Source organism: Pseudomonas sp. LARHCG127 (genome assembly GCF_052871455.1).
This window is the reverse complement of the sequence record NZ_JBIXJT010000018.1, coordinates 111,946-118,721: the sequence shown is the minus strand read 5'-3', so window position 1 is coordinate 118,721 and position 6,776 is coordinate 111,946. Positions and strand designations below refer to the sequence as shown.

The window sequence follows — 6,776 nt, the reverse complement described above, 5'->3', positions numbered from 1 at the left end:
TATAACACCCAAGCAATTTGCTGACTCGAAAGAGCACCAGATTGCGGTGTGTGAAGACGAAACGAACCGAAAGTTCGAATCTCACAAAACACCGACGCTATCACATACCCAATTTGCTGAAGCGCGGCCAACAGGCCACGACTCGGTACCCGAATTTCTTGACGACCATAGAGCATTGGAACCACCTGATCCCATCCCGAACTCAGCAGTGAAACGATGCATCGCCGATGGTAGTGTGGGGTTTCCCCATGTGAGAGTAGGTCATCGTCAAGATTAAATTCCGAAACCCCTATCTGCTGATGCAGGTAGGGGTTTTGTTTTGCCCGCAGGAAAGTCATTTTCTGTTTCTATGCAACCGTCTTGCGCATGGCTATCATGCGGGCCTCATTATCAGGGCGCAGTCCGCATGCTCACGTTGCTAAAACTTCTGAAGGATGGCCGCTTTCATTCGGGGCAGGCGCTGGGTGTTGCACTGGGTATCAGTCGCAGTGCTGTATGGAAGCAGCTACAGCACTTGGAGGCGGATTTAGGATTGTCTGTGCATAAAGTTCGAGGTAGGGGGTATCAATTGGCGAAGCCCCTATTGCTTTTGGATGCGGCAGAAATCCGCGCAAAAGGCCTTCCTGAGTGGCCTGTCCATATATTTGACTCTATCGACTCCACTAACGCCGAGGCGCTGCGTTGCATTGAACGTGGCGGAGCAGCACCGTTCTTGGTTTTGGCCGAGCGACAGATAGCGGGGCGCGGTCGTCGTGGTCGTAAGTGGGTCAGTCCCTTTGCTGAAAATCTCTATCACAGCCTGGTGTTACGCATTGACGGCGGCATGCGACAAATTGAAGGTCTGAGTCTGGTTGTCGGGCTCGCTGTCATGCATGTCTTGCGCGACATGGGCATCGCGGGGGCAGGACTGAAATGGCCCAATGATGTCCTGGTGGGTGAGAAAAAGATTGCGGGCATTCTGCTTGAATTGGTTGGAGATCCTGCTGATGTTTGCCATGTCGTCCTGGGCGTAGGGGTTAATGTGAACATGCAAGCAACTGATGAGGTCGATCAGCAGTGGACGTCCATGTGCCTTGAGGCGGGCAGGGATTTCGATCGGAATGAGCTGGTGGCGCGATTGGGTGCGAAGCTACAGCAGTATCTGGAGCGTCATCATGCATCGGGGTTTACTGCGATCCAGTCGGAATGGGAGCAGTACCACCTTTGGCAAGGCCGAGCTGTATCTCTGATTGCAGGTGTTAATAAAATTGACGGCATTGTGCTGGGCATTGATCACCAGGGTGCGCTGCGTTTGAAGGTAGATGGTGTGGAAAAGAACTTTAGCGGTGGTGAGCTCAGTTTGAGGTTGCGTGATGATTCTTGAGCTTGACTGCGGCAACAGCTTTATCAAATGGCGTGTTCTTCGTGCTGACGGGATAACGCCGGTCGAGGGGGGCGTGGTCAGCTGTGACGACGATCTGCTGGCGAGCCTGAGTGATGGAGGGAAATTCCAGCTCAGAAAGTGTCGTCTTGTTAGCGTCAGGACCTTGGCGGAGACGGACTCATTGGTCGCTTCGCTGGTTGACCTGTTCGGGGTGTCGGTGGTTCGTGCTGTGCCCGCCCGGGAAATGGCAGGTGTGAAAAACGGCTACGAGGATTACGAACGGCTAGGCCTCGATCGGTGGCTGGCCTTGCTCGGCGGTTTTCATCTCGCTTCGGGGGCGTGCCTGGTCCTTGATTTTGGTACTGCTGTTACTGCTGATTTCGTGGCGGCGGATGGCGAGCATCTCGGCGGATTCATTTGTCCTGGCATGCCGCTAATGCGTAATCAATTGCGTACCCACACACGAAAAATTCGCTATGACGATATAGCGGCCGAGCGAGCCCATGAGAGTCTCGCTCCAGGTCGTGCGACTGTCGAGGCGGTTGAGCGCGGTTGTATGCTGATGCTCAGGGGGTTCGTCCTGACTCAGCTTGAATTGGCGCGGCAATATTGGGGAAAGGAATTCGTGGTGTTTCTTACAGGAGGAGATGCCAATCTGGTTTCCGGGGTCGTTCCAGATGCCAGGGTGGTGCCTGACCTGGTTTTTGTTGGCTTGGCGATGGCCTGCCCTTTGTCTTGAGGTCTTTATGCGGTGGCTGTTACTGTTATTGCTGGTTTTGAATGTCTTTTATTACATCTGGCATCAGCAGGAGGCTCCGCTTCGCGCCAAGGATGTCACGCCGCTGAGTTTGTATCGCGGTTCGCAACAGGATATCCATCTCTTGAGCGAAACGGCGGATGCCCTTGTCAGGCGCGATTCAGCCAAGTCCGGTGAGATAGCCAAAACCTGTGTCTACCTGGGTGGTTTTTCCCGTCCGGAGCTGGCCAGGCAGTTGGAGCAGCGTTTGGCGGCTTCGAGTGTCCTGGGTCGCTTCGTGGCGTCGGGCTCTCAGAGCGCTCCTGAGGGTGGAGGGTTCTGGGTTCAGGTTTCCCAGGAAAGCGCGGGAAAGGTGAATGAAACGCTGCTTCAAAACCTTTCTAAAGAATTCAATGAGTTAAAACATAAAATAATGCCGTGCGAGGGGGTTGCACCCGCAGGGTAGTTTGCATAGAATGGCGCCCGCTTCGCAGCGAAGACCTTTAAAGGTAAGCGGTACGAAGCGACGTCAACGCAGCTAACCTCAGGTTTTTAATGAGAAAATGCTTGACAGAAGGCTGGCATGATATAGAATGCCGGCTCGCTTAGGAGGGGTTCCCGAGCGGCCAAAGGGATCAGACTGTAAATCTGACGTCTACGACTTCGAAGGTTCGAATCCTTCCCCCTCCACCATTTTTAGCGTGAGCTGCAAGCTCCGCGGGTATAGTTTAGTGGTAGAACCTCAGCCTTCCAAGCTGATGATGCGGGTTCGATTCCCGCTACCCGCTCCAAGTTTGCAGGTTGTGCAAAGTGTTTCGCTCTTGTAGCTCAGTTGGTAGAGCACACCCTTGGTAAGGGTGAGGTCAGCGGTTCAAATCCGCTCAAGAGCTCCATATAACAAGGCAGATATGCAAATATCTGCCTTTGTTTTAATGGCTTGTGTGACTCGCTAAATTCTTCTCCTAGGGGTGATTTCGATGGCTAAGGAAAAGTTCGAACGTAATAAGCCGCACGTCAACGTCGGTACCATTGGTCACGTTGACCACGGTAAGACCACGCTGACCGCTGCTCTGACCCGCGTCTGCTCCGAAGTTTTCGGTTCGGCCAAGGTTGACTTCGACAAGATCGACAGCGCCCCGGAAGAGAAAGCTCGCGGTATCACCATCAACACCGCTCACGTTGAATACGATTCGGCCGTGCGTCACTACGCACACGTTGACTGCCCAGGTCACGCCGACTACGTAAAAAACATGATCACCGGTGCTGCCCAGATGGATGGCGCGATCCTGGTTTGCTCGGCCGCTGATGGTCCGATGCCGCAAACCCGTGAGCACATCCTGCTGTCCCGTCAGGTAGGCGTTCCGTACATCGTTGTCTTCCTGAACAAGGCTGACATGGTTGACGACGCTGAGCTGCTGGAACTGGTTGAGATGGAAGTGCGCGACCTGCTGAGCACTTACGACTTCCCAGGTGATGACACTCCAATCATCATCGGTTCGGCTCTGATGGCTCTGAATGGCCAAGACGACAACGAAATGGGCACCACTGCTGTCAAGAAGCTGGTGGAAACTCTGGATAGCTACATCCCAGAGCCAGAGCGTGCTATCGACAAGCCGTTCCTGATGCCAATCGAAGACGTGTTCTCGATCTCCGGTCGCGGTACTGTTGTGACTGGTCGTGTTGAGCGTGGCATTGTTCGTATCCAGGAAGAAGTTGAGATTGTCGGTCTGCGCGACACTCAGAAAACGACCTGTACTGGCGTTGAAATGTTCCGCAAGCTGCTCGACGAAGGTCGTGCCGGTGAGAACTGTGGTGTACTGCTGCGCGGCACCAAGCGTGACGACGTTGAGCGTGGCCAGGTTCTGGTCAAGCCAGGCACCGTCAAGCCGCACACCAAGTTCACTGCAGAAGTCTACGTTCTGAGCAAGGAAGAAGGCGGCCGGCATACTCCGTTCTTCAAGGGCTACCGTCCACAGTTCTACTTCCGTACAACTGACGTGACTGGTAACTGCGAGCTGCCAGAAGGCGTTGAAATGGTAATGCCAGGTGACAACATTCAGATGACTGTTACCCTGATCAAGACCATCGCGATGGAAGACGGTCTGCGTTTCGCTATCCGTGAAGGCGGTCGTACCGTCGGCGCTGGCGTCGTAGCCAAAGTCATCGAGTAAACAGTTGTAATGTCTTTTTCGGGCCGGCATAATGGTCGGCCTGATTTTGTTTTAGGTCAGTAGCTCAATTGGCAGAGCGACGGTCTCCAAAACCGTAGGTTGGGGGTTCGATTCCCTCCTGACCTGCCAGATTCACTTGGTGTGTCTGGCTTTCTTTTCACAGGATCTTCATAGATGACTCCTAAAGCTGAAGCTCAAGGCTCTCGCTTCGATCTGCTCAAGTGGCTAGTGGTAGTCGCTTTGGTGGTTATTGGCGTTGTTGGCAATCAGTATTATTCTGCTTCGCCGATCCTGTACCGCGTACTAGCATTGCTCGCCATTGCTGCTGTAGCTGCCTTTGTAGGCCTGCAGACAGCCAAGGGCAAGTCTTTCTTTGTACTCGCTAAGGAAGCTCGCACCGAGATTCGTAAAGTCGTATGGCCGACTCGCCAAGAAACCACGCAGACCACGTTGATTGTTGTGGCTGTTGTTCTGGTAATGGCGTTGCTGTTGTGGGGGCTTGATTCCCTGCTCGGCTGGCTTGTTTCCTTGATTGTTGGCTAAGGGTGTCCCGTGGCTAAGCGTTGGTACGTTGTGCATGCTTACTCGGGTTACGAGAAGCATGTCATGCGCTCGCTGGTAGAGCGCGTAAAGCTGGCTGGCATGGAAGATGGCTTCGGCGAGATTCTGGTCCCCACTGAAGAAGTGGTTGAAATGCGCAATGGCCAGAAGCGCAAAAGTGAACGTAAGTTCTTTCCGGGCTACGTGCTGGTACAGATGGACATGAACGAAGGGACTTGGCACTTGGTCAAGGATACCCCTCGGGTGATGGGCTTCATTGGCGGTACCGCCGACAAGCCTGCGCCGATCACGGATAAAGAGGCAGAAGCGATTCTGCGTCGTGTCGCTGATGGTAGCGACAAGCCGAAGCCGAAAACGCTGTTTGAGCCGGGTGAGGTTGTACGTGTCACCGACGGTCCATTCGCTGATTTCAATGGCACGGTTGAAGAAGTTAACTACGAAAAGAGCCGGATCCAAGTGGCAGTGCTCATTTTCGGTCGCTCTACTCCGGTAGAGCTAGAGTTCAGCCAGGTCGAAAAGGTCTGATTGAACAGGCATCCCAACCCCGCAGCCCTAGGCTGTGGGGTTTTGTCGTCACTGGGATAAACGCGCAAGTAACCGGGGAGCCTTTCGAGGCGTTCGAACCCGTAATTGGAGTGCCTCATGGCCAAGAAAATTACCGCTTACATCAAGCTGCAAGTGAAGGCCGCTCAGGCTAACCCAAGCCCACCTGTTGGTCCTGCCCTGGGTCAGCACGGCGTGAACATCATGGAGTTCTGCAAGGCTTTCAACGCCCGTACTCAGGGTCTTGAGCCAGGTCTGCCGACTCCAGTGATCATCACTGTCTACAGCGACCGTAGCTTCACTTTCGAAACAAAAAGCACCCCGGCTTCGGTTCTGCTGAAGAAGGCTGCAGGTTTGACCAGCGGTTCCGCTCGTCCAAACACCGTTAAGGTTGGCACCGTTACCCGTGCTCAGCTGGAAGAAATCGCGAAAACCAAAAACGCGGATCTGACTGCAGCTGATATGGATGCAGCCGTGCGTACTATCGCCGGTTCTGCTCGTAGCATGGGCCTTAACGTGGAGGGTGTGTAATGGCTAAGCTGACCAAGCGTCAAAAGGCTATCGCCGGCAAAATCGAAGCAGGCAAGGCCTACAACTTTGTAGACGCCGCCGCTCTGCTGGCTGAGCTGTCGACTGTCAAGTTCAGCGAGTCGTTCGACGTTGCTGTGAACCTGGGTGTTGACCCACGTAAATCCGACCAGGTCGTTCGTAGCGCAACCGTGCTGCCACACGGCACTGGCAAGACCGTTCGTGTTGCCGTGTTCACCCAGGGCCCAGCAGCTGAAGCTGCTCTGGCCGCTGGCGCTGATCGCGTAGGCATGGACGACCTGGCTGCTGAAATGAAGGGCGGCGACCTGAACTATGACGTAGTGATCGCATCTCCGGATGCCATGCGTGTTGTAGGTCAGTTGGGTCAGATCCTCGGTCCACGTGGTCTGATGCCTAACCCTAAAGTCGGCACCGTAACGCCAGACGTAGCCACCGCGGTTAAAAACGCCAAGGCTGGTCAGGTTCGTTATCGCACCGACAAAAACGGCATCATCCACACTTCCGTTGGCAAGATCGGCTTCGACGCCGTCAAGCTGAAGGAAAACGTTGAAGCCCTGATCGCTGATCTGAAGCGTATCAAGCCAGCTTCTTCGAAAGGTATCTACGTCAAGCGCGTTACCCTGAGCACCACTATGGGCCCAGGTCTGGTCATCGATCAGAGCTCGCTCGACGCGTAAGACTCAGGTTGGCACGAGCAATCGCGCCAACCACAAAATTGGGGTCCCTGCCTGGCGGGGGCTGTCCAAGACCGTAGGCGACGCAAGTCTTAAACCACAAGCCTACGCAGATGGTGCTCCCGGTTCCTTACCGAATCAGACACCAAAACGACATTCGGTTTCGATCGAATGAAACG

General features: G+C 54.3%; 8 protein-coding genes, 4 tRNA genes and 1 rRNA gene. All 13 read left to right on the top strand.

Annotated features, from left to right (window positions below):
• Positions 1 to 157 precede the first annotated feature (157 nt).
• Positions 158 to 273: ribosomal RNA gene (gene rrf / locus ACIPQ1_RS25295) — 5S ribosomal RNA — on the top strand.
• 133 nt (positions 274 to 406) lie between these two features.
• On the top strand, positions 407 to 1,363 hold the full coding sequence (gene birA, locus ACIPQ1_RS25290) for a bifunctional biotin--[acetyl-CoA-carboxylase] ligase/biotin operon repressor BirA (protein WP_446534980.1): 957 nt from the start codon (positions 407 to 409) through the stop codon (positions 1,361 to 1,363).
• A complete protein-coding gene (locus ACIPQ1_RS25285) occupies positions 1,353 to 2,102 on the top strand; it encodes a pantothenate kinase (RefSeq protein WP_411385778.1) in 750 nt (249 codons plus the stop codon). Before birA ends, ACIPQ1_RS25285 begins: the two co-directional genes overlap by 11 nt.
• A 7-nt stretch (positions 2,103 to 2,109) precedes the next feature.
• Complete coding sequence (locus ACIPQ1_RS25280) at positions 2,110 to 2,565, top strand: hypothetical protein (protein ID WP_446534979.1); 456 nt, start codon at positions 2,110 to 2,112, stop codon at positions 2,563 to 2,565.
• A 142-nt stretch (positions 2,566 to 2,707) separates the two neighbouring features.
• Positions 2,708 to 2,792: transfer RNA gene (locus ACIPQ1_RS25275), tRNA-Tyr, on the top strand.
• Positions 2,793 to 2,816: 24 nt separating this feature from the next.
• Positions 2,817 to 2,890 (top strand) — tRNA-Gly (locus ACIPQ1_RS25270).
• A 26-nt stretch (positions 2,891 to 2,916) separates the two neighbouring features.
• Positions 2,917 to 2,992, top strand: a tRNA-Thr gene (locus ACIPQ1_RS25265).
• A gap of 84 nt (positions 2,993 to 3,076) precedes the next feature.
• The gene (gene tuf / locus ACIPQ1_RS25260; RefSeq protein WP_003186103.1) at positions 3,077 to 4,270 is read left to right on the top strand and encodes an elongation factor Tu; all 1,194 of its coding nucleotides are present in this window, start codon (positions 3,077 to 3,079) and stop codon (positions 4,268 to 4,270) included.
• 53 nt (positions 4,271 to 4,323) lie between these two features.
• Positions 4,324 to 4,399: transfer RNA gene (locus ACIPQ1_RS25255), tRNA-Trp, on the top strand.
• Positions 4,400 to 4,444: 45 nt separating this feature from the next.
• Complete coding sequence (gene secE / locus ACIPQ1_RS25250; protein ID WP_003206102.1) at positions 4,445 to 4,813, top strand: preprotein translocase subunit SecE; 369 nt, start codon at positions 4,445 to 4,447, stop codon at positions 4,811 to 4,813.
• Positions 4,814 to 4,822: 9 nt separating this feature from the next.
• Entirely contained in the window at positions 4,823 to 5,356 is a 534-nt protein-coding gene (nusG, locus tag ACIPQ1_RS25245; protein ID WP_003186097.1) for a transcription termination/antitermination protein NusG, read from the top strand.
• Between the two features lie 117 nt (positions 5,357 to 5,473).
• Positions 5,474 to 5,905, top strand: a complete 432-nt coding sequence (rplK, locus tag ACIPQ1_RS25240; protein ID WP_003176435.1) for a 50S ribosomal protein L11 — start codon at positions 5,474 to 5,476, stop codon at positions 5,903 to 5,905.
• Entirely contained in the window at positions 5,905 to 6,600 is a 696-nt protein-coding gene (gene rplA, locus ACIPQ1_RS25235; RefSeq protein WP_003186095.1) for a 50S ribosomal protein L1, read from the top strand. Before rplK ends, rplA begins: the two co-directional genes overlap by 1 nt.
• Positions 6,601 to 6,776: the final 176 nt, after the last annotated feature.